This window comes from Hyalangium sp. (assembly GCF_045802625.1).
In the GTDB taxonomy this organism is placed as follows: Bacteria; Myxococcota; Myxococcia; order Myxococcales; family Myxococcaceae; genus Hyalangium.
Map to the genome: position 1 here is coordinate 1 of NZ_JBJMQP010000193.1, position 1,881 is coordinate 1,881.

Here is a 1,881-nt window from a genome sequence, read left to right on the forward strand (position 1 = left end):
CGAGAAGGTAGCCGCGCAGTGCGGGCCCGACGCGATCTGGTTCGAGACCGACGTGACGGATTGGGATGCCCTCGAGCACGCAGCCTCCGGCACTGCCGAGCGCTTCGGCGGCATCGACGTGGTGATGGCAAACGCGGGTGTGGCAGTGGCCGGCCTCGTCGAGACGGTCGACCCACGCTCGTGGGAGCGCGTGATCGAGGTGAATCTGCTGGGCGTCTGGCGCACAGTGCGCACCTGCCTCCCGTACGTGATCGAGCGGCGCGGCTATGTCCTGCCGGTGGCCTCAATGGCCGCCGCTGTTCATGGCCCGGTGATGTCGGCTTACTGCGCCGCCAAGGCGGGCGTGGAGGCGTTTGGGGACTCGCTGCGCAGCGAGATGAGACACAAGGGGGTCGACGTCGGGGTGGCGTACTTCTCCTGGATCGCCACCGACATGGTGGCCGGCGGCGACGCCAGCCCGGCGGGCGGCATCCTGCGCGGCCGGATGAAGGGCCCGCTCGGAAAGACCTATCCGCTGTCCGTGGCGATCGACGCCGTCGAGCACGGCATTGAGACTCGCGCCCGGCGCGTGGTGGCGCCTGGCTGGGCCCGCATCATGCTCGCCATGCGTGACTTCGTGGGGCCGCTGCAGGACCGCGAGGTGTCGAAGTACATGGGGGAGGTGGAGCGCGCGTTCAACGACGCGATTGCCGAGCAGGGCGCCGAGGCCTCCGCTCCGGTGGGCGCGGGCGGCCAGGCGGACACGCGCTCTAGGTCGTCGTCAGCAGCTTCTGGATAGTCGCCGCCACCCCTCGCGGGTCGGTGTTCAGCCAGCTGTCGGCAACGCGCAGCACTTCGTATTCGCGCTTCTTGAGGTAGGCGTCGCGAAGGCGGTCTTGCGCGAACTCGATCGGGGTTCGGTGGTACTCGTAGCTGTCGAGCTCGACGATCAGCTTCGTGCCAGGCCAGTGCATGTCCACCTCGTAGCCCTCGACCTCACCGTTCACCACCGGGGGCGGGATCCCGTACCTCGCGCACAGTGCGAGGAAGTCGGCTTCGAGGTCGGACCGGGTGCGGTAGGTCTGTGGGTGTATCGAGGTGATTACGTCGCGAAGGGCTTTGGTTCCCTTCCGTCCCGGATTCCTCTCCAGCAGTTGGTAGATCGCTCGGCGATTGAGCCAGCCAGCCCGCTCAGCTTGGTTCACCGCGCGGACGAGTTGCCGTTCCGTGGCCACACCTGCCAGGTCAAGCAGAGTCCGCGGCACGCTGGTGACCGGAATCCGGTCCCGCCGAGTCCGATCACCTGAACAGAGCTCTTTCAATCTGTGTGTCCTAATGGGCGTGGCGCCGCAGCGGTGCCCCGCCACGGACACATCGATAACGGCGCCCTGCTTGCGCAGGAGCCGCCACAGCTCCGCTGCGCTCCAATGGCTCAGCAAAGCATCGGAGCCACAAGCCAACACAGCCGCCATGAGCTCGCCTTCGCGAGACAGCCCGTAGTGGCCCACGGCATACACCCCTCGATACACCCGGTGGAAGCGCTTCGTAAGAACGGCGTGCTCAATCGCGCCGGAGCTGAATCCCAGGGCAATCAGCTGCTTGTACCCCACAACCCCGTGCTGTCGGACAGCCAACGCGGCGAGCCTTGACCACCGCGATCCATCCTGTCCTTGCATAACAGGGATAAGGTGGATCGCAAGGGATTTCGCCCCCTCGCCCGCTTCGATTTGCCCCCCGCCTGGGCTACAGCAGGTGCTCGAGTCCCACCGTGGGTGACTGCTCGAGCGTCGCTACCTTGCGGATCGCCAGCAGCACGCCGGGCATGAAGGACTCGCGGGAGATCGAGTCGTGGCGGATTGAGAGCGTTTGGCCGAGGCCGCCGAAGAGCACCTCCTGGTGCGC

The 1,881-nt window shown here is 66.8% G+C and carries 3 protein-coding genes; 1 reads left to right on the forward strand and 2 read right to left on the reverse strand.

The annotated features are described in order from the left end of the window. Positions 1-778: SDR family NAD(P)-dependent oxidoreductase (locus ACJ8AT_RS32575; RefSeq protein WP_407741847.1), on the forward strand; the 778-nt coding region annotated here is incomplete at its 5' end. On the opposite strand, the gene ACJ8AT_RS32580 is transcribed toward ACJ8AT_RS32575, so the two are convergent. Both ACJ8AT_RS32580 and ACJ8AT_RS32585 read right to left on the reverse strand, forming a co-directional pair. Further along, a complete protein-coding gene (locus ACJ8AT_RS32580; RefSeq protein ID WP_407741848.1) occupies positions 750-1,613 on the reverse strand; it encodes a DUF559 domain-containing protein in 864 nt (287 codons plus the stop codon). The genes ACJ8AT_RS32575 and ACJ8AT_RS32580 overlap by 29 nt on opposite strands. A gap of 109 nt (positions 1,614-1,722) precedes the next feature. Then, positions 1,723-1,869, reverse strand: coding sequence for a dihydrodipicolinate reductase C-terminal domain-containing protein (locus tag ACJ8AT_RS32585; protein ID WP_407741849.1), 147 nt, complete (start codon positions 1,867-1,869; stop codon positions 1,723-1,725). Positions 1,870-1,881 lie beyond the last annotated feature (12 nt).